Consider the following 23414-nt stretch of genomic DNA (forward strand, 5'->3'; position numbering starts at 1 on the left):
CTCTCTGTTCTTTATCAAAATAAATTTGGACAACTCGCTGGAAAAGCCAGTTGAATAAAACGGTTCGCTTGCGCGTGTGTAGGGCTTCGCGCTTGCGTTCTTTTTTACCAGTTCTTAGTTCTTTAATAAGTACTGGTACATGCAGCGCTTTGGTAATTGAGGTACGTTCACGGAAGGTGTATCTCAATTATTGTTTGAATAATTATTTGTAACGCTATTTATATCAAACCCGTGTGACAATTCATACATTGAATAGCGACAAAATGGCTAATCGGATTTCTCTGTTAAGCCAATTTACGTCTTTCTTATGCCATTTTGCTTTTTAAAGCGTATCAGATGGTACAATAGAGGGGTAATACCATTCCGTATAGATCATTACCCACTCAGCGAGAGTTAAAATGTTCGTAATCGCGGCGTGTTACCGCAGGTATAGTGGTTCTACATCAAGGTGGCACAACAAAGAGTACGGGCATTTTAAACTCGCCCTTCGGGAAGGTCTGACAAGCTTCCTAGCTTCATTCTGGGAATTTGAAAGGGAAGAGCCATTCCTGCATTCCCACGCTTCGTTAGGAAACTTGCCAGCGCCTTCTGAGTGGGCAATGATCTATGCGGATTGGTATAAAAACCTAAGGAGTCGAAATGTTAGTTGTAGTATCCCCAGCAAAAAATTTAGATTTTGAAAGCGAAATTCCTGTGAGCCAGTTCACTCTGCCTGCCATGCTTGAAGACACTGAACGTTTGATGGAAGTTTGCCGCACCTTATCGCCTGCTGACTTATCATCGCTGATGAAAATAAGCGACAAGTTAGCAACGTTGAACGCCAACCGTTTTGCTGAGTTTTCTACGCCGTTTTCGCCCGATAATGCACGCCAAGCAATGTATGCATTTAATGGTGATGTGTATACTGGGTTAGATGCTTACTCGCTTGATAGCGAAACGGTCGAATATGCGCAAAAACATCTTCGAATTTTGTCTGGCCTATATGGACTACTTCGTCCTTTAGACTTAATGCAGGCCTATCGTTTAGAAATGGGCACTAAATTAGCAAACCCTGAAGGTAAAGATCTGTATGCGTTTTGGGATGATCGCATTACTTATGTGCTAAATAAAGCATTAGAAGCACAGGGTGACAATGTGTTGATCAACCTTGCTTCAAATGAGTACTTCAAAGCAGTGAAGAAGAAGTCTTTAGATGGCATGATCATCACGCCCACTTTTAAAGACTGCAAGAACGGCCAGTATAAGATTATCAGCTTCTTTGCGAAGAAAGCCCGTGGCTTGATGGCGCGTTATATTCTTGAAAACCGTGTAGAAGACGTTGAAGGTTTAAAAAACTTCGACGTAGACGGCTATCAGTTTAGCGAAGAACAAAGTTCATCGACGGAACTTGTGTTTCTTCGCAATCAGGAAAGCTAAAAGAAAGCCCAGTAATAGGGGGCTTTCTAAGCAAGCTTGCCTATTGTCCCTTAAAGCAATGGCGCTCTCTTTTTTTCTTCTGCGCGTGCTGAAGTGGGTAAACCATCATTACGGAATACCCACTTTTAGTTTACTCACTGTATAAAAAAGCTTTTATATTGCTCTCTTAGCTCTACTTTGCGAATTTTCCCTGTACTTGTCATTGGTAATGCCTCGCAAATAAATATATGTTTGGGTACTTCAAACTTGCCGAGCTTCTCCTTACAAAATGCATTGATGGCTGGCAACATCTCATGTGTTAAGTCATTACCCACTATGCATGCGCAAACCGCTTCACCCCAGTGAGGATGGGGCACTCCTATCGCAGCTGCAGCTTCTATTTCTTTCATTAAGCAAAGCGTTTGCTCCACTTTTTGAGACGACACATTTTCTCCTCCAGACTTAATGGTATCTTTTACCCTGTCGATAAACATTAGTTGGCCTTTACTATCAATAAATCCTAAGTCACCCGTGTGGTGCCAACCAAATTTATAAGCGGCTTTGCTGGCGTCTTCATTCTTATAATATCCATTCATGACCTGCGGGCCTCGCCAAACTATTTCACCTGTTTCGCCCTGTTCCACTTCAACACCTTCCTCATTTATCACTGCTTGCTCGTTAGAACACAGGGGAACACCCCAGTAATTACCCTCTGCAAATTCAGTTTCACAACCGTCTTTGAACAAACTAGAAACAGGGCTAAATTCTGTTTGCCCACTGCCTAAGTGGACTTTGCAGCCAAAAGCATCACGAATTTGCTGACGACTCTGCTCACTCATTGGCGCCATACCGTAAATGGCTAATTTAAAGTGGCTGAGGTTTCGTTCGTGAAAGTTATCTGTTGCCATTAGTGCATTCCACATCATAGGTAAAAGCACGGACGTCTCTATTTTTTCACTTTCTAAGCTGTTCGCTATTTGAATAGGATCGAATGTAGCGTGAAGCGTACAGCATCCACTTCTTAAAAACGTTGGGTAGAGTATTGAAAGGGCGGTACAGTGAAATAGAGGAAGAACGAGTAACATTCTGCACTGTGCGCTTAGTTCTAGTTCTATTGCCGCAGTAAGCGCTGCAATGGTTAATGAAAGGTGAGATGTTTCAACCGCTTTGGGTTTAGAGGTGGTCCCAGACGTGTAAATCATATGGGCTGTGTCTCTGTCGTTTATTATCCTGTCTTCAATTTCTGCGTCGCTACGCTCTTTGATAAAGGACTCAAATGCGAACGTAGCCTTGCCCTTATCTTGGCCTAATTGAATGGTAAAACGTATGTCGTCATTATTGCTTATGCTTGCAAACACAAGATCTGAGAGGAGGGGATCGAAAACGACTACTTTGGAACCGCTGTGTTCAAGATTAAAGGTCACGTCGGCAACGCTTTGCATAAAGTTAATAGGCACCGCAATAACGCCCAGTTTGTAGCAGGCAAAGTAAGTAACAACAACATCTATCTGGTTTACCGCTAATATCGCCAGCTTATCGCCTTGTTTAATGCCTTCACGCATCAGCGCATTGGCTAATTTATTAACTTTTTTGTTGAGCTCGTTATAGGTAACGGTGCGGCGTTCATTGTGATAAAAGTCAACTAGTGCAGGTAAACTGCCGCTATCTCGCGCGCGCCTGCGCAACAAATCCCCCATGGCTACGCGTTCTACCAAGTTTCTTTCTAATTGTTGTGTTCTCATACTTGTGTCCTTGTCGTTAACGCAAAACCTCAGGTGTAATGCTTCTGTGGAAGCCATCCCACGTTTCGCTGGCAGGCTGGTGAAGGTTCTGCAAAGGGAAGAGTGCTGGAGCCGACCCCATGCTGGCACCACCGTCTACAAATAGTGTTTGCCCAGTGATGAAGTTCGCTCCCTTGCTTAGAAGAAAGCACACCGTAGAAGCAACTTCAGCTTCGCTGGCAATTCGTCCTAGCGGAACCGCGTGCTTTAGGTTTTGAATAGCATGTTTCATATCTTCGGGGTAGGTGTCTAGCCCTGACGATGCTACCCATCCAGGCGCAATAGCATTGACCCTAACGCCAAATGAACCCCATTCCCACGCCGCGGTTTTAGTGAGATTTTCGACGCCTGCCCGGGCGGCACCAGAATGTCCCATACCCGGCATGCCATTTTTGTTGTCAGCGGTAATGTTGACAATATTGCCGCCATGAGTTTTAAAGTGCTTATTGAATAGGGCTTTCGCCATTAGAAAGCCACCAATTAAATTAGTTTGAATAACGCGTTCAAAACCGTTTTGGGATATGTGCGAGAGTGGGGCGCGAAACTGGCCGCCCGCCATGTTTACCAACCCGTGCACGCGTTTATGCTTCTCAAGCAATGCGTTTACGGTGTCTGATACGTCTTCTTCACTGCGTATATCAAGCGTGTAATAACAGGCTGTGCCTCCATCGCTTTTGATTTCTGCAGTGGTGTTTATAAGCTTATCTTCACTTCGGCCAATCAGAATAACGGTTGCACCTAATGAGGCAAGTTCATGGGCAGTACATCGTCCTATACCGCTGCCTCCTCCGGTGATAACAATCGTTTGTTTTAAAAAGCTTCTTGCTGCTAACGTTGATTGATATGGCATTCACTCACCTTTGTGTTTGGTAAAAGGGACCAACGACACTGGCACGTTAATAGGCATGGTTAACAACGTTTGCGCGGCTGATTTTCCCTGGCTATCAGTGCGAAGAGATGCGGTGCCGCCGCCTCCTAATGCATCAGTGAGTAAAAAATTAAAGCTGTTAATGCCAGGTAGGGCATACCGAGAAACACTTCCTTTTACTGAATAAGCAAAAAAATGTTTCACCACATCAGCAGTTAGAGCCCGATTTAAAAAGGGAAAGAGCTTTGGATGTCGCGCGATCACCCCAATGTTTAAGTTGTTACCTTTGTCGCCGCTTCGGGCACAAACCAACTCAACTAATGGAAGAGAGACTGAGTGTTCATTATCAAGCTGTGCTTCTTGAGTCGGTTCAGAACGACATGCTTCTTTCTGAGATTGAATGGGAGCAGCGTCAGTTTGGTAAGTAGCGTGCGCCACAATGACATCATTTTTTTGAATACTTACCGAAACCTTATTCTTGTTGATTAAAAACGAGTGCACCCGAATAAGAGGTTGTGGCTTAGGGCGACCAGCGCCAAATCCCGCCATACCAGGCGCAGCCGATGTAGCCAAATACGCCATTTCACTGGCACAAAAATAAAGGGCTTTACTATTACTGTGATGAAGTGTGAATTTGGCAATGACCTCTCGCGTATGCTCTGCATTAGCATGGGGGCCAAAGGTTGCTTCGCTGCCTAATATTTCAATACAGGTGTCTTTAAAGGGCGGCATACCTCTTTCAATGAGCGCGCGTTCGGTTCGTGCAACCAGCGCATGAATATTGGTAAGCGCTTTTTGTTTTGCGTTAAAGCCTGCAATAAAAAAAGCGCCAGTAAGTTTATAGCCGTCTATGTATGTTGCACATACCTTGTAGTCGTTACCAGGCGCTGAGCCTTTGGCACCATACACACGTACAGCGTTGCTATGCGTTTGCTCTAAAGATACGTGGGTAAAGTCGCAACAAACATCGGGTAGAAGATAATTTGCAGGGTCGCCAATTTCGTACAGCAGCTGCTCGGCCACTGTGAAGGTTGTTACCAGTCCACCAGTGTTTGGTGGGATCACAATAGTAAACTCGCCGCTTGGTTTAACCTCGGCAATGGGGTAGCTCATGTCTGAAAAGTCAGGCACTTGCTCCCAATCGGTAAAATTTCCCCCGGTGCATTGAGCACCGCACTCGAGCAAATGTCCTGCAAGCGAACCTTGCGCGAGCGCGTTGTAATCGTCATAGCTCCATGAAAACTCATGCATTAAGGGCCCAAGCACGAGCGCACTGTCTACCACTCTACCCGTAATCACAATATCAGCACCGGCAGCTAACGCATCGGCAATTGGCTGGGCGCCTAAATACGCATTCATCGACGCAAGGGTATTAGGTAATTCATTGCCATTATCAAGGTCATGGGTATTAGCTTCAGCTAGAGTTTCGCGGTGCACCTCGTTAAGCAAGTTGTCACCGTACACGCCTACAATATTCAAATTTAGGTTTAGCTGTGCACACAGGGCATTAAGCGATTCTATGCAGGCCGGCACATTGACTCCCCCCGCATTTGCAACTACTTTTATGCCTTTTTGTGCACAGTCTTGCAGTACGTCTTTCATGGCCACGGTTACAAAGTCGACGGCATAGCCTAGCTTTTCATTCTTTGCTTTGGCTTGCGATAAAATGGCCATTGTCACTTCGGCTAAGTAATCAAAAACAAGGTAATCGATGTCACCTTCTTCAACTAGCTGCCTTGCAGAAAGCTGACTGTCACCATAGAACGCTGAAGCACCGCCTATACGAACCTTATTTTTGTTCATGGATGACCTCGTCGGCTTGAAGTATGGTGGCTATGGTTTGTTTAGATTTAACCTGATCGCCAGCTGTAATTGAAGAAAGGTGAACCGTACCTTTTATGCCTGCTTTAAGGGGGTGTTCCATTTTCATCGCTTCCATAATGGCCACCGTATCGCCTGCATTAACGGTATCACCTTGCTTTACAAGAAGAGCAACGATGACACCGTCCATCACTGCATTCACTTGCGCTGTGCCCTGTGTTTTTTGGTTATCTACTTTGCTGTGCGTTACGCAGCTAAACGTGAAGTGACCTGTGCCATCGTCAATAAATAATGTGTTACCGTTCCCAGCGTATGAGACCGTGCTTCGCAACTTATCTGCTTCTACTACTAAGCTTTGTGGCGTTAAGTCTAATAACGTAAGTGTTACTTCTGTTTTAGTACTTGTATCGCAGATTCGATAGTGATTAGTGAAAGGCGTAACAGTCATTGATGCGGTGACATCGTTGCAAGTAATAATGATGGGGTAAGCAAAGCCCATGGAGTGTTGCCAAGTGGGTGTGAGCTTATTCAATGCATTACCATAAACCAATGTACTGGCATGTTTATTTTGCGTTAACGCAAACAGCAGCGCAGCTTTCGCTAATAACGAAAACGATGGCGAAAGGCTGCCTTTCGTGTTGTCGTTTTGTGCGTGTTGCTCAATAAATGCCGTTGTTACATCGCTTCCCAAGAACGCAGGGCTTTGCACAAGGTTTTGTAAAAAGTGTTTATTGGTATTTATTCCAATTATCTGTGTTTCGCGAAGCGCTCTCGCCATTTTTCTAACCGCGCTCTCCCTGCTTTCAGCTTTAACAATTATCTTGGCAAGCATGGGGTCGTAATGACTGCTTACTTCCATGTTCTGATAAACGCAGTGGTCGGTTCTAGCGTTCGTGGCAGGTTTCCATACTTTTACCTTCCCAGTTTGCGGCATAAAGTTTTGGCGCGGCTCTTCAGCGTACAGGCGGACTTCAATGGCGTGACCGCTTATTTGAATGTCTTGCTGTGTGAAGGGAAGCGATTCTTCACAGGCTACTCGCAGTTGCCATTCAACTAAATCTAGCCCCGTCACTAACTCTGTAACCGGGTGTTCTACCTGTAAGCGCGTGTTCATTTCTAAAAAGTAAAATTGTTTGTCGCTATCAACTAGAAATTCTACCGTGCCTGCACCACAGTAGTTACAAGCCTTTGCAGCAGCCACAGCCGCCTCTCCCATGCGTTTGCGTAATTGCTCATCCACAAACGGCGACGGGGCTTCTTCAATCACTTTTTGATGCCGGCGTTGAATTGAGCAATCTCTTTCACCTAAATAAAGCGTGTTGCCGCAGCCGTCTGCAAAAATTTGAATCTCTATATGCCGAGGCGCAATTAACGCACGCTCTAAAATAAGTTCGTCATTTCCAAATGCGTTTAAGGCCTCAGAGCGAGCCGTAGAAATATGAGCTGCCAAATCACTGGCTTCATGCACTAAACGCATACCTTTGCCGCCACCACCAGCGCTGGCTTTCACCATTAAAGGAAAGCCAATATTTTTGGCATTTTCAATGAGTGCCTCGTCACTTTGGTCGCTACCTTCATAGCCTGGAATACAGGGAACATTAGCCTGCAGCATGGCTATTTTTGACAAACGCTTACTACCCATTAAGGCTATGGCGTCTGCGTTAGGGCCAATAAAGGTTAAGCCAGCTTTTTCACATGCACGTGCGAAGTCAGCATTTTCTGATAAAAAGCCATACCCAGGGTGGATAGCATCTGCCTGTGTTTGAATTGCGGCGTTTATCACTTTTTCACTGTGAAGATACGACGATGTAGGATCGGCAGGACCAACGAAAACAGCTTCATCAGCCTGCTGTACGTGCAGCGCGTTGCGGTCAGCCTCGCTATAAATAGCAACGGTAAAAAAGCCCAGCTTGTGTGCGGTTCGAATAATGCGACAGGCAATTTCGCCGCGATTAGCAATGAGTATTTTTTGAATGTTTCGCGTCATAATGTGTTCACTCACACCAAGAAGGTTTGCGTTTTTGAATGAAGGCTTGGGTTCCTTCTACCCCTTCTTCAGACGTTAGCGACTTAACAAACGCCGTAGCAGCGCCGTCAAGGATCTGTTCAAGTGGCGTGTTATTTAATCCTAATAACAAACGCTTGGTATTTGAGTTTGCTTGCGGTGCGCATTGTTTTATTCGGGTAATTTCTTTGTTTACCTGTTCGGAAATGGCGTTTGATTGACAAACGCCATGCACTAAACCCAAGCGCAATGCCTGTTCGGCATTTAGCTTTTCACCAGTAAGTGCCAATCTTTTTGTTTGATCGACCCCAATGCGGCTAGCCACAAATGGCGCTATTTGTGCGGGAATAACACCTAACCCTGTTTCAGGAAGTGCGAAAAAGGCGCTGTCAGAGGCAATGGTTATATCTGCTACACAAGCTAAGCCAAAACCGCCGCCAAGTACCGCGCCTTCAACCACAGCAATGACTGGTGTGGCAGAGTGTTTTACTTGAGTAATCATGCGACCAAAACTACGATTGAAGTGCCAAATAGTGTCTTCTCGTTCAGATTCACTTAACGACGATAAATGCATGTCAGAAATATCGCCGCCAGCGCAAAAGTTGCCATGGCTTCCCTGTATTACGACGACCCGTAAATTATTCATATCTTCAACGCGTTCAAAACACTGCATGACCTCTTCAACCAATGTTAAATTCATGGCATTTTTCTTATGCGGGCGGTTAAATTGAATGTGCAACACGTTGTCAGTAAGCCGTGCGGTAATTTCTTCGAATACCATTGATTCTAAGTGGGGCATCCTGTTGTCCTCTTTAGTCAAATTGAGGCCTATAGCCTGCCTACGCCAAAGCTAGTAGGGTGAAGTTGCTTCGTTTTAGCGTGCTGGCAAATAGAAAGAACAAAAGCAACAATAGAGCGGGTATCTCTTGGATCTATAATGCCGTCATCCCACAAGCGAGCAGAATTAGCGAGGGCACGTGATTTTGCTTCCATTACCGTGACGGTATGTTGTTCTAGTGCGGTTAGCTTTTCCTCATCTACGCTGCCACTTCGCATCATTTTGGCGTGAGCAACGGTGCGCAGCACACTACCAGCTTGGGCGGGGCCCATCACGGCGACCACTGAGCGGGGCCATGAAAACATAAAGTCAGGCTCAATGCCCCGTCCAGCCATGGCGTAGTTTCCTGCGCCAAATGAACCTGCCAGAACAATGCTTATCTTGGGGACGGTAGCATTGGTAACTGCTTGAATGAGTTTTGCGCCGTGCTTTATGATGCCTGCGCGTTCAGACTCTGTGCCCACTAAGAAGCCGGTGGTGTTATGTAGAAACAACAAAGGAGTGCCAGCTTGTTCACACAGCTGGATAAACTGTGCTGCTTTCGCTGCGCCTTTCGCAGTAATAGGCGCATTGTTGCCTATAACACCACACGGTTGCCCTTCAATGGCCATGTATCCGCACACGGTGCCCATATCAAACTCGGGCTTAACGTCAACAAAATCTGATTTATCAGCGATACGGGCAATGACTTCGCGCACATCAAATGGAGTCTTGGCGTCTTTGGGAACGATGCCAAGTAGTTCATCTGAAGTATAAACAGGGGCAACATCGCAAGGTGTTGTTGCTTCAGAAAAATCTTTATTCCAGTTCAGCATTTGCGTAACTTCACGGGCAATGCGAATACCATCGGCATCGCTCTGAGCAATGAAATCTGCTACGCCAGAAACCTCACTGTGCATCTCTGCGCCACCTATTTCTTCGTCAGTGGCTATTTCCCCTGTTGCGGCTTTTAGTAAAGGCGGGCCTGCAAGGTACACCGTAGATTGGTTGCGTATCATAATTACATAGTCTGACAGTCCAGGCTGATACGCACCGCCTGCTGTGGCACTGCCATGCACAACTGTTATTTGCGGAATACCTGCGGCCGACAAGCGAGCCTGCATAGCGAAACCTGCAGCAGAGAACCCAAACCAATCACCTAGCGAAGTAAGGTCGCCGCCACCGCTTTGCGATAACGCTATTACCGGTAATTTTTGCTGAAGGGCAATGTGATACAAGCGCAGCCGCTTTTTGCTACCAAGTTCGGTTATGCTGCCACCTTTAGTGAGGTAATCATCAACCATAACAATACAGCGAGTGTTAGCGACATAACCAATGCCTGCTATTACTCCGCCACCGGCAGCACTGCCGTCTTTGTCGCCTTCTTGCAGATATCCACATAATGTTGAAAGGGGAAGAAACGGCATGTTGGGGTCAAGCAATAAGGTGAGTCGATTGCGTGGTGACAGTAGCCCTTTTTCTTCGTAACGCGGTGCTTTTTCTTGCGCGTTTTGAATGACGTTTTGCTCGATAGTGCGAAATTCGGCAACGGCGTCTTCCATAGCGGCGTAATTGTTACTATAAGATGTACTTTTAACGTCAATATTAGACTGAAGAATGGCCATGACTTAGCTTCCTGCGTGCGCGGTTTGATGTTCCGTAACGTGATTAAACAATGGCGTTGTGGCCGCTTTATTGTATTCCCCTTCAAGTTGTTCAATAAGGCTATGTACTGAAATCACTGAGCGAATTCCACTTACACCATGCCCTGCGCTCCACATATCTTTCCAAGCGTTACTGCCGCCCAAGTCTAAGTCGACGTTTTCTTTACCCTCAACCGACGCTAAGTCTACGCCAGCTCGAGTGATAGAGGGTTTTAAGAAGTGGCATTTGACGCCAGTGAAGGTGTCAGTAAACACAAGATCGTTCACGTTGGCGTTAACCAACATGGTTTTGTAATCAGGGTCTACTTCGGCTTCGTTCGTAGCAATAAAGCGTGTGCCCATATAGCTGTAATTAGCGCCTAAAATCTCTGCGGCTCTAATTCCGTAACCATCATTAATAGCGCCAGCAAGTACCAGTGGGCCTTGCCAAAACTCTCTCACTTCACGCAGAAGCGCGAAAGGGTTTACTTCTCCTGAGTGCCCGCCAGCACCAGCAGCAACTAAGATTAGGCCGTCTGCACCTGCTTCAATGGCTTTTCTCGCGTGGGCTACAGTAATTACGTCGTGAAAAACAATGCCTCCCCACTGATGGACTGCATCAATAACAGATTTAGGGTTACCTTGGCTGGTAATAACAAACGGCACTTTGTGCTTTTTGACTATCTCAAAGTCGGCATGAAGGCGCTTGTTCGAGGCGTGCACCACCAGGTTTACAGCGTACGGCGCCACTTTTGCTGCTGGGTTAGTCCGTTTCTCTTCATCTAAGGCCACGGTGATGGTGGTCAACCATTCATCTAACGCTGCTTGAGTGCGAGTATTAAAGGCGGGAAAACTACCTACCACGCCATTTTTACAAGCGTTAACCACTAAATTTGGGCTAGAAACTAAAAACATGGGGGCGCAAATCACGGGTAGCCGCATATTTTTATTCAGCATATCTTGAACTGTTTTCATCATAAAAATACGTCGCTATCTACGTTTAGGGAAAATGTCCATGTACTTTGCAATAATGCCGAGCATCATTTCGTCGCTACCGCCAGCGATGGATAATATTCGGGTATCGCGATATGCACGCGCAACAGGGTTGTCCCACATAAAACCCATACCGCCCCAATACTGAAGGCAGCCATCGGTAACCTGTCGCCACAGTCGGCCGCTTTTCAGTTTTGCTATTGACGCCAAGTAAGTGGCATCTTTTCCTTCAATATGGTCCTGACATGCCTGCCACGTTAAAGCGCGCAGAGCCTCAATTTCACTTTGCAGTTCAGCTAATTTGAAATGGACGGTTTGGTTGTTGATAACAGGCTGACCAAATGTGTGTCGGTCTTTTGTCCATTCGATGGTGTCGCTTATAATGCGTTCCATTCCTTTCAGCGAACTAGCTGCTGCATACATGCGCTCTTCTTGGAATTGCATCATTTGCATAGTGAAGCCTTTGTTTTCATCTCCAACTAAAAAGCGCTTTGGAACGCGCACATCATCGAAGAAAATTTGGCCAGTGTCGCTGGCGCGCATCCCCAGTTTGTTTAACGGCTTTGAAATGGTTATGCCTGGGGTGTTAAGGGGGACGATAATTAATGATTTATTAGCATGCACTTGCCCGTCGCTTGTGTTTGCTAGCAGGCAAACCCAGTCTGCTTGCGTGGCATTCGTGATCCACATTTTCGTGCCGTTAATAATAAAGTCGTCACCATCTGTACGGGCTGTGGTTTTTAACCCTGCAACATCTGACCCCGCCCCTGGTTCACTCACTCCAATACATGCCACCATGTCGCCGGCAATAGCGGGCGCTAAAAATTCACGCTTTAGTTCATCACTGCCAAATCGCGCCAGGGCAGGGGTGGCCATATCGGTTTGAACGCCGATAGCCATAGGAATAGAACCGCCATACGCACGACCTATTTCTTCAGCAAATACCAGGTTGAAACTGTAATCTAAACTCGCGCCGCCGTAGGCTTCAGGCTTTTGAATACCTAAGAGACCTAAATTCCCCATCTTTTTAAACAAGCTATGAAGGGGAGCAATGCCGTCCTGCTCCCATTCGTCAATGAACGGGTCCATCTCTTGATTTACAAAATCGTGAACGGTTTTTCTAAGTGCGTTGTGCTCTTCAGTAAATTGCATTTTTCTATCTCTACGAAATTGTGACTGACTTCATAGTAATTTTGTGAAAATAATGTTAACAGTGTGAGTTGGGACAATAGATTGGCCAATCGGGCCAAAGTGGCGAGATCAAAATAGCTAGCTTGAACAGGGAAAGACCATGCTTAAACACGTAACTTTATATGCCAGCGAAAACACCATGGGGCTTAGCATGGGCTTAACCCATGACGTGCTGAAATTTGCGTCAGACCTTCAGCATAAACTGCTGGGAAACGCGATAACAGTAAAGCTAGTGACGATAGACGGTAATCCTACGACAACGTTTAGTGGCCTTGCGATTACTCCAGACTGTGCGCTGGCTGATATTGATGAGACTGATTTGGTAATACTGCACAGTGTGTGGGGGGACATGGAACCATTATTGGCTCAACAAACCGCTTTATACCCGAAGCTACGGCAGTGGCATAGCAAAGGTATTCCAATAATGGCGGCAGCCACGGGCGCTTTTTTTCTCGCACAGGCAGGGCTGCTCAACGAGAGAATGGGCACCACTCACTGGCATAAACAATCGCACTTTGCACGAGCTTTTCCCAAAGTAAACCTTAGGTCTGATAGATTCATTACCGCCACAGGCGAGCTGTATTGTTCTGCAGGGCTAAATGCCGCATTAGAAATAATTGTTTTTCTGATATCGCGTTTGTCGTGCAAAGCGGTGGGGGAGGCTATAGAGCAGGCGTTTCTGGTCGACTTTCGCCGTGGTGTTACGTCAGAAGCAACGTCGCTCAACCACCAAACCTATCATCAAGACGACGATATTTTAAATATTCAGCAGTGGTTAGAGATACACTTTGCAGAAAAAGTGACCATAGGTGAAATGGCGGCGCGCATAAATATGACTGAACGCACCTTTAAACGCAGGTTTAAAGAGGCTACGGGGGAAACTCCTCTTGGTTACATTCAACAACTTAGAATAGAACAGGGGAAAGAGTTTCTGAAACACAGCGATAAGAGTGCAGAAGAAATTGCATGGGCAGTGGGGTATCAAGACCCAGGGCATTTTAATCGACTTTTTAAACGAACTTTTGGAATGAATGTTTCACGCTGGCGAGATACTTATCAGCAAACAACGAATAGGCGTTAACGTAGTTTAGGGCGCTTGTTCAACAATTAGCGTTGAGCGGTTAATACCTCTATTAAACATGCTGCTGCGTGCTACAATAGGTACAGAACAAACCACCTTAAAGCAGAGCCAAAATCTTGAGTATATTAGTTCGAAACTTACCAAAGACATTTACAAAAGAAAATCTTGAAGACTTGTTTTTCGAGTTTGGCACCATAGCGTCGTGCGACTTGGTGATGGATGAGGCTTCTGGCTTATCGAAAGGCTTTGGTTTCGTAGAAATGAGCACGCAAGAAGAAACCGATAAAGCCATTGAAAAACTTAACGCCAAAGTTATCGACGGTAAGAAAATTCGTGTTAAGTGGTCAAATCAAGAGAAGAAGCAGGCTGAAGCGATAGCTAGTGCGCCAGCGCCCAAAAGAGACATTCCCGAAGATGTATGGGGAAGTGCTTCTCGCAATAACTCTGATCGTGAAAACGACGCCGAGTAATACCGAGGGAATATAATTGACAAGCGCTAACAACGAAGGTTGTCAGCGCTCAACCTTCATTTAACCAGATACGGTTGCTGTTTGTACTTGAGTATTGCGAGCAGTCATAACAATGACCAGCCACACCAGTACACCACCACCGGCAAGCGCTAGGCCTACCCAACCCGTTGATGTATAGCCGTAACCCGCTGACAGTGTCATTCCTGCCAACCAAGGGCCAAGCGCATTAGCGGTGTTAAAAGCCGCATGGTTCATGGCGCCGGCTAAAGTCTGAGCCTCGCCAGCGACGTCCATAAGCCTTGTTTGCAGCGGCACCACCATGCCACCACCGATACCAATGAAAAACAGTGATGCTGCCATTAAGTACGGATTTCCCATCGACGCAGCGTAAGCTGCAGCTGATAGGCCCAATAAAACCTGAAACGTAATCGCTGACGTCAGTAGCCTGCCCTCAGAATAGCGGCCTGCAATAATATTGCCCAAGGTTACGCCTATGCCATAGATAAGCAATGTGGCCGAGATTCCCCACTCAGGTGAAGAGGTTGTATTGAGGTAAGAGGCACTGAAGTAAGAATATACGGAGAACATGCCACCAAAGCCAATCGCGCCCATAAGTAGTACCAGCAGCACGTCTTTGTTTTTCAGAGCTTTAAGCTCGGTAAGCGGTTTGGCATCTGGATTAGGGCCGCGGTACGGTGCGGTTTTCCAAACCATTAATGCAGTAACTAACGCAAAGGCTGAAATAATAAAGAAGCCAGTTCGCCATCCGAACATTTGCCCAATACCGCTAATTGACGGCACACCAATAATATTGGCAATAGCCAAGCCTAAAATGACGTTACTGACAGCTTGCGCCCGTTTATTCTTACCGGCAATGTCTGCAGCAAAGAGCATGGCAATGCCGAAGTAAGCGCCATGAGGAAGGCCAGCAATAAAGCGCGCTATATTCATTGTCCATTCTGACCACGCTAGTGCTGTTAGCAAGTTTCCGCCAGCATAAAATACCATCATTGAAATAAGCATGGTGCGTCTTGCAAGCCTGGAAAAAAAGATAGTGATAAGCGGCGCGCCCACTACAACACCAATGGCATAAGCACTAATTGCGTGACCGGCGACATTTTCAGTAATGCCAAAATCTTCTGCAAAGTAAGGCAATAAACCCATTGCCGCAAATTCGCTGCAACCGATCACAAAGGTTCCGAAAGCCAGCCAAAAGGTTATAGTGGCCAGTGAGTATTCACCCAATGCTGAGGGCTGCTCTGAAGAGGCCTGCTTTGGAGAGGCTTGGTCAGAAAGAATCTTGTCAGTTTGATTCGTCATAAACGTCCTTTTGTTCATTGAGTTCAATCACGTACTTAGTGGCTGTTTTAGCGAGGGTCTGTTGAGCTTTGCTGTGCATTTTTACAATGTCTGTGTGTCATCAAAGATAAAAGGCTCTCAGCAGACTAGCGCTTTGATGAAACGCAAATACCGGCTCAACAGAATGTTTGCCGGTTCTCTTCGAATAGTCGTCCTTATCATCGATAATATTTAGCAACCATCGGTAATATTTAGCAATGAGCAACAGCGCACAGGTTCGTGCTTTTCGTATTCGTTTACTGCAAGAGATCGTAGCATCGCTCAGATAGCAAGTAACGGTAACTGATAAGGTTTCTTAATCAATTCAGCGATTTAAATGTAGTGCTTTTGTTAATAAATTACGTCGGACCTTTTGCGTTAGAAAGTCGAATGGGCGTTTAAGAAAATCGAAGGTGACTGTTTTCTGTGCAAAAACATTGGTTACCTTTTAGTTCATCACTTTGTCATCTTTTAACATTTGTCACGTTTTCCAATCGTGGCGTGAGCACAACGCCGTATCTATGCCTCCGTTGAAAACAAACGTCTTGACTTTGAGGTGTTCTATATATAGAACGTTCTTTAAATGGAACAAAATGAAGTTGGTAAGGTGTGAATCAATCAACGCTCAACATTCTCGGAAGGCATTTGCAGAAACTCAGGCAAGACAAAGGTGTCTCGCTGTCGCAATTGGCAGCAGGGGCAGGTATCGCTAAATCTAACCTTTCAAGATTGGAGCAGGGCAATGGCAACCCGACCCTAGACACCATTTGGCGATTAGCTAAACAACTAGACGTTCCGTTCGGTCAGCTAGTTCAGCCTCTTAGCGCAAGCGTTGGAGAAAAGGGGGTAGAAGTTCGTTTAATTGAGCAAGGACAAGGTATCCCGAACGTTGATGCTTATTGGATGTCGGTTGCACCCAATACTTTTCGAGAGGCAGAAGCTCACGCCACAGGAACAGAAGAAACGATTACCGTTGTTAGCGGCTCTCTAGAAGCTGGGAATAGTGGAATTACTCAATGGCTGCATCCGGGACAAAGTTTAGCATTTAACGCTGATTTGCCTCACGTATACAAAACGGGAGACGAGTGGGCGACATGTCTTATCACAATCGTTTATCACAAAGAGGCAAAGGAATGAGCCAACTTTCATCAAAAAGCGGACTTAAGCAAGGGGTTATTGACGGGTTACCTTTGTTAGGTGGTTACATTCCTGTAGCCATTTCATTTGGCGTGATCGCAGTTCAAGCCGGCTTTTCTACGTTGGAAGCCACGCTAATTTCCATATTCATTTACGCAGGCGCGTCGCAGTTTCTTTTGGTAGCCATGGTGGCATCAGGTGCGCCACTTTGGCTAGCGGTTTGTATGACGTTATTAGTTAATGTACGTCATGTGGTTTATGCGCCCAACTTGGTGCCTTATTTACCGCAAAGTAAAGCTTGGCCCTATTTAATGCACGGCCTTACTGACCAGATTTTTGCGCTAGCCCATACTCGCTTGCCGCTAATGGACGATGCTAACAAGGTAGATTGGTTTAAAGGTGTATCGATGGTGGCGTGGCTTAGTTGGATCGTAGGGACGGCGCTTGGCGGTATCGCAGGGGACTCCCTTACCCAACAATGGCCAATATTAGACAGCGTGATGCCCTTTGCCTTACCTGCACTTTTTCTTGTGCTACTCGCGCCTAAATTCTCAAGTAAATTATGGAGCGCTACCTTGCTCGTTACAATGACGGCGGCTCTTTTTTTGGCTCTCAGCGCCTTTAAAAACGCTGCAATTCCGTTGGCAGCACTATGCGGTGCAATAACCTTTTATCTTCTCACCTCGCACGTTGAAAGGAAGCAATCTCATGCACGTTGATATTTGGATAGCTATTGTTGTTGCGGCCATCGGAACATATGCATTGCGCGTAGTCCCGTTGCTGTGGACTCAGCGTCACTTTAATAAACACAAGGCCAATAACACTGAGGCGCGTTTACCTACGTGGCTAAGCGTGTTAGGGCCGTTGATGATTGCCGCTATGCTAGGAGCGTCACTTATTCCAAAAGCACCGTCAGCGGCGAGTTGGATTGCAACCGCAATAGGCACTGTTGTCACTGTGCTTGTTTGGCGCAAATTCAAAAGCTTAGGGCTGCCAGTGTTTTGCGGCGTGCTTTCTTTTGGTGTGGCTTTTGGTATCGCTTTGGTTTAGCGTTGCGCGTAGATGTTAAGTTGTTGGGCTAAGACTTATTCTTACCCAAGGCTTTCTCGCCCCAAATTTCTTCCAAGCGCTGGTCACGCCCACAGTTCCATCGGTAGAACTTATAGCGAACGGGACTTTTTTTATAAAAATCTTGATGGCCAATTTCGTCACCTTTTGTTTTTTCTGCTATAGCACGTTCTTTATCGTTTGCTACAAAGATGGCGCTTAAGTAACTGGGTCCCTTATCACAAAACTGACCTCGGTCATCGAAAGGGTCAATGTTCACCCAAAAATGATCGAGAATATCATTATAAGAAAGCATACCGCCGTCGTAGGTGATCTTTACCGCCTCAAAGTGTCCCTTGTGGTTGCCATTATAAGTCGGATTTGGCGCGCTTCCGCCAGTGAACCCCGACACCACATCAGTAACCCCGTCTAGCTTTTCAAAATCAGACTCCATGCACCAAAAGCAGCCCCCAGCTAGTATGGCCTCGTCGGCACTTGTTGATGGCGTAAAAACCGAAGCGCTTAACGCTGTGCTAATTAAAACTGCAGAAAGTGTTAATTTCATCACTCACCTCTTATGTGTTGGTTTAACGTTGAAGCGACCTTCGCGTTTAAGTCTTCAGGCCCTAGTTTGCGAAGATATACGGTTAACGAATAAAGAACGGTTTAAGCTGAAATTAATTTCATCGTAGTGCTGTGAGTTAATTCGATTTTGTTTTACAAGCGCACATTTTTTCTAAACGCACATTGCGAAGCTTGATGCCTGGCGCTAAAGCATAGGTACTGAAAAAGACTAGGAGGATGTAAGTAAAATTTTCATCTCACTCTGTAGTCTTCTTTCAAAAAGGGAACTGTCTTTGATTCCATCATTTACAAGACGGGGCTGTAAAGCCGCTATGACAAGGGATAGAGCGATTTATTATGATCGGCAGAGCACTTGCATCTTATCCAACTACATGAAAATCAGTTTAGTTAAAATGAAAGGAAAGATGATATGTCGATAGTCAAATCAGGTAGTGCAGTTTACAAGCCGCTAGGTAAAAAGGGAAAGGGGAGCATTTCTACACAAACCGGTGCTTTATCGAACCAGCCTTATGGTTTTAACACGCGGTTTGAAGATGGAAAGGGAACTAACCCCGAAGAATTAATTGGTGCGGCGCATGCAAGTTGTTTCACCATGGCACTTTCTTTTGCGCTTTCAGACGCGGGATACGATGACGGCGAGTTAAATACCACTGCAAAAATCAGTTTAGAGAAAAACGATGACGGCTTTGAAATAACTCAATCGGCACTAAGCTTAGATGCTGAGGTTGAAGGGATTACCGAAGATGAGTTTGAGAAAATTGCCCAGGAAGCAAAAGAAAATTGCCCAGTATCTCAACTTCTTAATGCCAACATCACATTGGAATACCGATTGAATATTGAATAAGAGATAAAGGCTATTACTATCCTTATCGAAAGATAGGACTCGCTTTGTTAGACAACAGCAGGCAAGTTGTCTTTATCAAGTGAAGTATAAAAAAGCGGCTTTAGAAGCCGCTTTTTTGTATAAGATGTTGATTGCATAACATGAGGTGGCGTTAGTTTATTTCCCAATTACGCCACATGCTACGCGGTCACCACCGCCACCTAACTTTTTAGGTGAATCAGAGTAATTGTCGCCACCTGCGTGAATCATTAAGGCGCGGCCTTCAATATCATCTAACTCAAGCTCTGGTGCAAAGATAGGCTGGGTTGCGTTTCCATTTTCATCAACATAAAGCACGGGTAGATCGCCCTCGTGACCCTTCTCAGACCAAGGAGCACGGTGTTTACCGGTACCTTCTGGATCGAAATGGCCGCCCGCTGCGCCGCCCAACACTTTTTGTCCATCTTTCATTGAGGGTGAACAGTCACCATTTTGGTGGACATGAAAACCATGAATGCCTGGCGTTAACCCTGACAGGTTTGGCGTAAATACTAAACCGTCATCATCATAACTGCTCACCACTACTGAGCCCATGCTCATCCCTGTTTCCAGGTTATTCATTATCACTTCTTTTCCATCGTTATCATGATGGCCTGCGAAACTGCTCGCACTTAACATTAATGTCAGTGAGCCTGCTAAGGTAGATAGTAAACGTTTCTTCATCGTGTTCTCCTTCACTCAATTATTAACGAATTTGTTAAAAGCATTGAAGTGAGATGAGCATAAAGTGAACCATTGTGGCGCATAACTCAGGGATACTACGCAAGACTAGTAATACTAGGGCGTTGAAGCGACAACCGAGTTGTATGTTAGCGAACAGCTACTGGCATTTACGGAAATCATTATATTGGTTACGTGAAAAAGTTACCGACCATTACCTTATCTTTTTGGCTTTTCCGTATTATTTTCACTCTCTTTGAAGGTCGCCTCTTCATATAGTCTTTGGATATGGAGCCTCTCCATGAGTAGGCGGTACTGTCATACAGAAGTTACAGTGTTAAAACTCAGTAACAATATGGCAGTAGCACTTTTTTCCTATTCGACTTACAGTTAGCTCACATTACATAAGCAAGGGCATAGGTATGTACACACTTTACGGATATCCGAAAACCCGCTCGGTTCGCGTGGCATGGGCACTGGAAGAGCTAGGTTTACCTTTTGACTACAACTTGGTTGACTTAAAGCAGGGGCAACACCTGACAGAAGAATTTAAAGCCATTAGTCCAGCCTCGAAAATTCCAGCGCTAGCGACAGCGGAAGGTACCTTGACCGAGTCAGCCGCTATTGTCACTTTTTTAGCTGAACGTCACGGCATGCACGAATTCATTCCAGAGCCTGGTAGCTTCGAGCGAGCCAAATATGAAGAAATGATGTTGTTTCTTACCAATGAGTTAGAGCAGCCGATTTGGAATTTAGCAAAGCACACCTTTGCGTTGCCTAAAGAGCAAAGACTTGAACAAATGCGTGATGTAGCGGTGTGGGAGTTTAAGCGCGTGTTGCCCGTATTTTCTTCTATGCTGGGCGATAAAGAATTTGTATGCGGCACCATGTTTACCATGGCCGACATAATAGCAGGTCATATTTTGGCGTGGGCAAAGGGCAGTAAATTAGATATTACTTTGAACGGTAAAATAGACAATGTAGCCGCGTACGCTCAACGTGTGTTAGGCCGTGAGGCGTATGAAAGGGCGTGGCGAAAAGAGACGGCTCATTTGCCTGAATAAACAGCGCAGCCTGAAAAACCTTAAATAAATAGATACCGTGTGAAAATGTGGCTCATTAAGTAAACGCTGAATTGCATTGTACAGCCGGTATGCCTGATATCTGGCGTTAGGTACGCACTATTAGGTTTAAATGCGTTTATCACGCGATATATAGAATCAAAGAAACACAAAACGACAGCGCCTTTTTTTGTTGAAAACAAACCGCAAAATAAAGGCGAAATAACAAGGGAACAAAAAATGAAAGCATTTAAAACACTACTTGTAAGTAGTGCTGTGACCATGGCACTGGGCCTTAGCTCAGCTGCGGCACATGAACACGGCAATGCAAATGTGCAGAGTTCATCAAAAAGTACTTCAGTGACAAAAGAAGCGCCTGAGCACGAAAAACTCTTTGCGTTGTTTGCAGCTGCTGACCAGCGTGATATTGAGCTAAACCCAATTATGGCCATTTTTCGCGGCGACATGCGTTACGCGGACAGAATGGGCGACTTCTTTACAGACTCTCACGCTTTGGCGGGAAAGACAGCGACATTGCTGAATTTGTCAGAGCTTAAACAAATTGACCGCAGTAAGTTAAGCGACACCGATAAACTCGCCTACGACGTATTTAAATACAACGAAGAGCGCTCGCTAAAAATGTCTACCGACGAGATTGAAGCGCTAACGGAAGTGCGTCCTGTTAATCACTTCAGTGGGTTCCACACCTTCTACCCGACCTTCGCGAGCGGAAAGGGCGCAGCGCCATTTAAAACAGTAGAAGATTACGAAAATAACTTATCTCGCCATAAGGATTACATTGCTATTTCTGACCGCGCTATCGGAAAGTTCCGCGAGGGCATGGAAAGCGGTGTTCTTGAAACTAAGCTGACTATCGATCGCGTGATCAAGCAGTTCGATACTCAGCTGGCTATCCCAATTAAAGAATCACAGTTTTGGGGGCCAATTACCATGTTCCCAGAAAGTTTCTCTGACGAAGAAAAAGCCCGTTTAACCGCTGACTACGAGAAAGCGACGCAAGAGATTTACGATGCAACCACGCGTATGCGCGACTTCCTTCGCGATGAGTATTTGCCTGTTGCCCGTGAAAGCATTGGCCTTAGCGATATGAAAGGTGGTGCAAAGCTTTATCAATTGATGGTGGAAGGTTCAACGACACTACCAATGACGCCTGATGAACTGCATAACCTTGGTTTAGAAGAAGTTAAGCGTATCAAAAATGACATGCTTGAAATTAAGGACGAAGTGAAGTTTGAAGGGACATTAAACGAATTCTTCGACTATGTACGTACCGATCCTAAGTTCAAGCCTGAAAGCCGTGAAGCGCTCACACAGAGCTATTATGATATTGGCCGTGAAGTTGATGAGAAAATTGATCAGTACTTTTCACTATTGCCGAAGTCAGAGTTAGAAATAAAACCTTACGACCCTGCTATCGAGCAGTTCAGTGCGGGTGGCTCATATCAGCCGGGCACGCCAGATGGCTCTCGCCCAGGTACTTTCTATTTTAATGCCTACGATTTGCCTAGCCGCTTAACCACTGGCAACGTTACCTTATACCTACACGAAGGCGCTCCAGGTCACCATTTCCAAGTAAGTCTTGCACAAGAAAATGAGGCGCTACCGTCGTTTATGCGCTTTAGCTTCCTACCCGCTTTCGGTGAAGGATGGGCGCTATATTCTGAAACGCTAGGGTATGAAATGGGGTTCTTTGACGATCCATGGAATCGTTATGGCACGCTTCAAGATGAACAGTTGCGCGCCATGCGTTTAGTAGTCGACACAGGTATTCACGCGAAAGGTTGGACCCGTGAACAAGCCATCGACTTTATGCTTGATAACTCAGGTATGACCCGCACAGAAGTTGTGGCCGAGGTAGAGCGTTATATTGCTATTCCGTCGCAAGCGCTATCTTACAAAGTGGGCGCGCTTAAAATTCAAGAATTGCGCGCGCGCGCAGAGAAGGCATTAGGTGATGATTTCGATATCCGTGAGTTCCACGCGCAAGTGTTAAACACGGGCGGCATTCCTCTTGCTATTCTTGAACAGAAAATTGATCGCTGGATCGCTAGTCAAAAAAGTTAAGGAATAATACCTTTAATTAAACTTTTTACAGCGAAATCAGCGTTAAGTTAAGAACAGTAAAAAGCCGATATTTGACGTAAAGCCAGTAATATTCAGTATTACTGGCTTTTTTCTTTTTGCGACTAATGGCAGTGATATTGTTCAAAAGCTTCACTAGAGTATTAATTGGTATAAGTGAATAATGGTTACGAAATATAAGGGAGAATAAGGTGGAGTTAGGGTTATTTTCGCTAAGTTTAACGGTAAAGGACATCAGAAAGTCGAAAGCGTTTTATGAAGCATTGGGCTTTGATGCTATGCCGTCCTGTGGGTCGGTGGAAGACAAATGGCTAATGATGAAAAATGGCAGCACCATGATTGGCTTATTTGAAGGAATGTTTGAAGACAATATTATGACCTTTAACCCTAGCGATGTTAGAGCACTTCAGGCGAGCTTGGTTGAGCAGGGTATTGCATTGGACGTGCCTGTGAAAGGCGATAGCGGTCCCGGGCATCTAATTGTTAAAGACCCGGATGGCAACGCTATTATGTTCGATCAGTTTTAATATAAAGA

Annotated in this window: 21 protein-coding genes; 10 read left to right on the top strand and 11 right to left on the bottom strand. The window is 45.5% G+C overall.

What is annotated here, in order from left to right:
• Positions 1-639 precede the first annotated feature (639 nt).
• Positions 640-1416 (top strand): peroxide stress protein YaaA, encoded by a 777-nt coding sequence (gene yaaA / locus F0261_RS16150; RefSeq protein ID WP_171338453.1) that lies wholly within the window; start codon positions 640-642, stop codon positions 1414-1416.
• 134 nt (positions 1417-1550) lie between these two features.
• Here the strand turns inward: yaaA and F0261_RS16155 are convergent, their stop codons facing one another.
• Genes F0261_RS16155 through F0261_RS16190 form a run of 8 tightly spaced genes read right to left on the bottom strand, consistent with a single transcriptional unit; the run spans position 1551 to position 12475 of the window.
• Complete coding sequence (locus tag F0261_RS16155; protein WP_171338454.1) at positions 1551-3137, bottom strand: class I adenylate-forming enzyme family protein; 1587 nt, start codon at positions 3135-3137, stop codon at positions 1551-1553.
• A 16-nt stretch (positions 3138-3153) separates the two neighbouring features.
• A complete protein-coding gene (locus tag F0261_RS16160; protein ID WP_014980095.1) occupies positions 3154-4026 on the bottom strand; it encodes an SDR family oxidoreductase in 873 nt (290 codons plus the stop codon).
• Positions 4027-5847 carry an acyclic terpene utilization AtuA family protein gene (locus F0261_RS16165; protein WP_171338455.1) on the bottom strand — a complete coding sequence of 607 codons (1821 nt, stop codon included), beginning with the start codon at positions 5845-5847 and terminating at the stop codon, positions 4027-4029.
• Positions 5834-7852 (bottom strand): acetyl-CoA carboxylase biotin carboxylase subunit, encoded by a 2019-nt coding sequence (locus tag F0261_RS16170; RefSeq protein WP_171338456.1) that lies wholly within the window; start codon positions 7850-7852, stop codon positions 5834-5836. The genes F0261_RS16165 and F0261_RS16170 overlap by 14 nt, the downstream gene beginning before the upstream one ends.
• A gap of 7 nt (positions 7853-7859) precedes the next feature.
• Positions 7860-8669, bottom strand: coding sequence for an enoyl-CoA hydratase/isomerase family protein (locus F0261_RS16175; RefSeq protein WP_014980092.1), 810 nt, complete (start codon positions 8667-8669; stop codon positions 7860-7862).
• Between the two features lie 29 nt (positions 8670-8698).
• Positions 8699-10312 carry an acyl-CoA carboxylase subunit beta gene (locus F0261_RS16180; RefSeq protein WP_014980091.1) on the bottom strand — a complete coding sequence of 538 codons (1614 nt, stop codon included), beginning with the start codon at positions 10310-10312 and terminating at the stop codon, positions 8699-8701.
• Between the two features lie 3 nt (positions 10313-10315).
• Positions 10316-11308, bottom strand: coding sequence for a nitronate monooxygenase family protein (locus tag F0261_RS16185; protein WP_232306417.1), 993 nt, complete (start codon positions 11306-11308; stop codon positions 10316-10318).
• Positions 11309-11320: 12 nt separating this feature from the next.
• A complete protein-coding gene (locus F0261_RS16190; protein ID WP_014980089.1) occupies positions 11321-12475 on the bottom strand; it encodes an acyl-CoA dehydrogenase family protein in 1155 nt (384 codons plus the stop codon).
• Between the two features lie 139 nt (positions 12476-12614).
• Between F0261_RS16190 and F0261_RS16195 the strand changes: the two genes are divergently transcribed.
• Positions 12615-13595 carry a GlxA family transcriptional regulator gene (locus F0261_RS16195; protein ID WP_171338457.1) on the top strand — a complete coding sequence of 327 codons (981 nt, stop codon included), beginning with the start codon at positions 12615-12617 and terminating at the stop codon, positions 13593-13595.
• Between the two features lie 116 nt (positions 13596-13711).
• Positions 13712-14065, top strand: a complete 354-nt coding sequence (locus F0261_RS16200) for an RNA-binding protein (protein WP_014980087.1) — start codon at positions 13712-13714, stop codon at positions 14063-14065.
• 60 nt (positions 14066-14125) lie between these two features.
• On the opposite strand, the gene F0261_RS16205 is transcribed toward F0261_RS16200, so the two are convergent.
• Complete coding sequence (locus tag F0261_RS16205; protein ID WP_171338458.1) at positions 14126-15385, bottom strand: MFS transporter; 1260 nt, start codon at positions 15383-15385, stop codon at positions 14126-14128.
• Between the two features lie 663 nt (positions 15386-16048).
• Here F0261_RS16205 and F0261_RS16210 point away from each other — a divergent pair.
• From F0261_RS16210 to F0261_RS16220, 3 genes are read left to right on the top strand one after another with little or no spacing between them, the layout of a single operon-like run.
• Positions 16049-16540 carry a helix-turn-helix domain-containing protein gene (locus tag F0261_RS16210; protein ID WP_080591981.1) on the top strand — a complete coding sequence of 164 codons (492 nt, stop codon included), beginning with the start codon at positions 16049-16051 and terminating at the stop codon, positions 16538-16540.
• The gene (locus F0261_RS16215; RefSeq protein WP_014980084.1) at positions 16537-17259 is read left to right on the top strand and encodes an AzlC family ABC transporter permease; all 723 of its coding nucleotides are present in this window, start codon (positions 16537-16539) and stop codon (positions 17257-17259) included. The genes F0261_RS16210 and F0261_RS16215 overlap by 4 nt, the downstream gene beginning before the upstream one ends.
• Entirely contained in the window at positions 17249-17590 is a 342-nt protein-coding gene (locus F0261_RS16220) for an AzlD domain-containing protein (RefSeq protein WP_014950476.1), read from the top strand. Before F0261_RS16215 ends, F0261_RS16220 begins: the two co-directional genes overlap by 11 nt.
• Before the next feature lie 28 nt (positions 17591-17618).
• Here the strand turns inward: F0261_RS16220 and F0261_RS16225 are convergent, their stop codons facing one another.
• A complete protein-coding gene (locus F0261_RS16225) occupies positions 17619-18152 on the bottom strand; it encodes a peptide-methionine (S)-S-oxide reductase MsrA (RefSeq protein ID WP_171338459.1) in 534 nt (177 codons plus the stop codon).
• A 429-nt stretch (positions 18153-18581) separates the two neighbouring features.
• On the opposite strand from F0261_RS16225, the gene F0261_RS16230 reads away from it, so the two are divergent.
• On the top strand, positions 18582-19016 hold the full coding sequence (locus tag F0261_RS16230; RefSeq protein WP_014950474.1) for an OsmC family protein: 435 nt from the start codon (positions 18582-18584) through the stop codon (positions 19014-19016).
• A 156-nt stretch (positions 19017-19172) separates the two neighbouring features.
• Here F0261_RS16230 and sodC read toward each other — a convergent pair whose 3' ends face one another.
• Complete coding sequence (gene sodC / locus F0261_RS16235) at positions 19173-19718, bottom strand: superoxide dismutase family protein (protein ID WP_171338460.1); 546 nt, start codon at positions 19716-19718, stop codon at positions 19173-19175.
• A 419-nt stretch (positions 19719-20137) separates the two neighbouring features.
• On the opposite strand from sodC, the gene F0261_RS16240 reads away from it, so the two are divergent.
• The 3 genes from F0261_RS16240 (at position 20138) to F0261_RS16250 (ending at position 23406) form a co-directional block, all read left to right on the top strand.
• Positions 20138-20779, top strand: coding sequence for a glutathione S-transferase family protein (locus F0261_RS16240; RefSeq protein WP_171338461.1), 642 nt, complete (start codon positions 20138-20140; stop codon positions 20777-20779).
• 237 nt (positions 20780-21016) lie between these two features.
• Positions 21017-22861: a DUF885 family protein gene (locus tag F0261_RS16245; RefSeq protein WP_171338462.1), complete on the top strand. Its 1845-nt coding sequence runs from the start codon at positions 21017-21019 to the stop codon at positions 22859-22861.
• Between the two features lie 209 nt (positions 22862-23070).
• The gene (locus F0261_RS16250) at positions 23071-23406 is read left to right on the top strand and encodes a VOC family protein (RefSeq protein ID WP_014980079.1); all 336 of its coding nucleotides are present in this window, start codon (positions 23071-23073) and stop codon (positions 23404-23406) included.
• Positions 23407-23414 lie beyond the last annotated feature (8 nt).

Source organism: Alteromonas sp. 07-89-2 (genome assembly GCF_013113925.1).
Classification (GTDB): Bacteria; Pseudomonadota; Gammaproteobacteria; order Enterobacterales; family Alteromonadaceae; genus Alteromonas; species Alteromonas macleodii.

Bases quoted from the DNA above. Each gene is read 5' to 3' on its own strand.
- yaaA (WP_171338453.1), top strand. From the start codon at position 640: ATGTTAGTTGTAGTATCCCCAGCAAAAAATTTAGATTTTGAAAGCGAA.
- F0261_RS16155 (WP_171338454.1), bottom strand. From the start codon at position 3,137: ATGAGAACACAACAATTAGAAAGAAACTTGGTAGAACGCGTAGCCATG.
- F0261_RS16160 (WP_014980095.1), bottom strand. From the start codon at position 4,026: ATGCCATATCAATCAACGTTAGCAGCAAGAAGCTTTTTAAAACAAACG.
- F0261_RS16165 (WP_171338455.1), bottom strand. From the start codon at position 5,847: ATGAACAAAAATAAGGTTCGTATAGGCGGTGCTTCAGCGTTCTATGGT.
- F0261_RS16170 (WP_171338456.1), bottom strand. From the start codon at position 7,852: ATGACGCGAAACATTCAAAAAATACTCATTGCTAATCGCGGCGAAATT.
- F0261_RS16175 (WP_014980092.1), bottom strand. From the start codon at position 8,669: ATGCCCCACTTAGAATCAATGGTATTCGAAGAAATTACCGCACGGCTT.
- F0261_RS16180 (WP_014980091.1), bottom strand. From the start codon at position 10,312: ATGGCCATTCTTCAGTCTAATATTGACGTTAAAAGTACATCTTATAGT.
- F0261_RS16185 (WP_232306417.1), bottom strand. From the start codon at position 11,308: ATGATGAAAACAGTTCAAGATATGCTGAATAAAAATATGCGGCTACCC.
- F0261_RS16190 (WP_014980089.1), bottom strand. From the start codon at position 12,475: ATGCAATTTACTGAAGAGCACAACGCACTTAGAAAAACCGTTCACGAT.
- F0261_RS16195 (WP_171338457.1), top strand. From the start codon at position 12,615: ATGCTTAAACACGTAACTTTATATGCCAGCGAAAACACCATGGGGCTT.
- F0261_RS16205 (WP_171338458.1), bottom strand. From the start codon at position 15,385: ATGACGAATCAAACTGACAAGATTCTTTCTGACCAAGCCTCTCCAAAG.
- F0261_RS16215 (WP_014980084.1), top strand. From the start codon at position 16,537: ATGAGCCAACTTTCATCAAAAAGCGGACTTAAGCAAGGGGTTATTGAC.
- F0261_RS16220 (WP_014950476.1), top strand. From the start codon at position 17,249: ATGCACGTTGATATTTGGATAGCTATTGTTGTTGCGGCCATCGGAACA.
- F0261_RS16225 (WP_171338459.1), bottom strand. From the start codon at position 18,152: ATGAAATTAACACTTTCTGCAGTTTTAATTAGCACAGCGTTAAGCGCT.
- F0261_RS16230 (WP_014950474.1), top strand. From the start codon at position 18,582: ATGTCGATAGTCAAATCAGGTAGTGCAGTTTACAAGCCGCTAGGTAAA.
- sodC (WP_171338460.1), bottom strand. From the start codon at position 19,718: ATGAAGAAACGTTTACTATCTACCTTAGCAGGCTCACTGACATTAATG.
- F0261_RS16240 (WP_171338461.1), top strand. From the start codon at position 20,138: ATGTACACACTTTACGGATATCCGAAAACCCGCTCGGTTCGCGTGGCA.
- F0261_RS16245 (WP_171338462.1), top strand. From the start codon at position 21,017: ATGAAAGCATTTAAAACACTACTTGTAAGTAGTGCTGTGACCATGGCA.